The 570-nt window shown below is 44.2% G+C and carries 1 pseudogene; it reads right to left on the bottom strand.

Going from position 1 to position 570, the window contains the following annotated elements:
* Window positions 1–570 (bottom strand): annotated as a pseudogene (locus A1019T_RS00115) (transposase); the annotation flags it as partial.

Below are 570 nucleotides of genomic sequence, written 5' to 3'. Positions count from 1 at the left end.
TCGTTACATGCTTGCTTTAGCCTTGCCCCTGAAATATTAGCTTCTTGAATCAATGTAATGTATTGCTTGCGCTGTGGCAGTGAGGTTAGTCGTCCTCGCTTTGTGTCTCCCAGAGCGCATCCAGCTTTTTTCTCAGTACCAGTAAAGCAGCTGTTTCGGCTAAAGCTTTCTCTTTGCGATTAAGTTCACGTTCTAGTTTTTTAATCTTTTTACGGTCAGCTTGTTGCTGTCGTCTGCTTGCTAAGCTCTGCTTTTGGCTTTGATTGAATCCTGATAAGGCTCCGGCTCGCCATGCTTTGATTTGTTCGACATATAGGCCTTTACTACGGCAGTATTCGCTAAGCTCGGTCTCTGATAAGCCACTGACCTCTATGATGGTGGCAAGTTTTGCTTCACTTGACCAGTTGTCGGGAGTGTTTTTATTGCCGGGCATGGGCTGTCCTTGTTCTCTAGCTTGATTACGCCAATTATATAGGGTTTGTACACCTATGCCTTCACTTCTTGCAACTTCTGATACACTTAAGTTATGTGGCGGCGATAGCTTGCTTAATATAGCTTGTTTTCTCTCTT

The organism is Psychrobacter piechaudii, from assembly GCF_900162825.1.
Taxonomy (GTDB): domain Bacteria; phylum Pseudomonadota; class Gammaproteobacteria; order Pseudomonadales; family Moraxellaceae; genus Psychrobacter; species Psychrobacter piechaudii.
The sequence above is the reverse complement of the archived record's forward strand: the minus strand, read 5'-3'. Positions and strand labels throughout refer to the sequence as shown.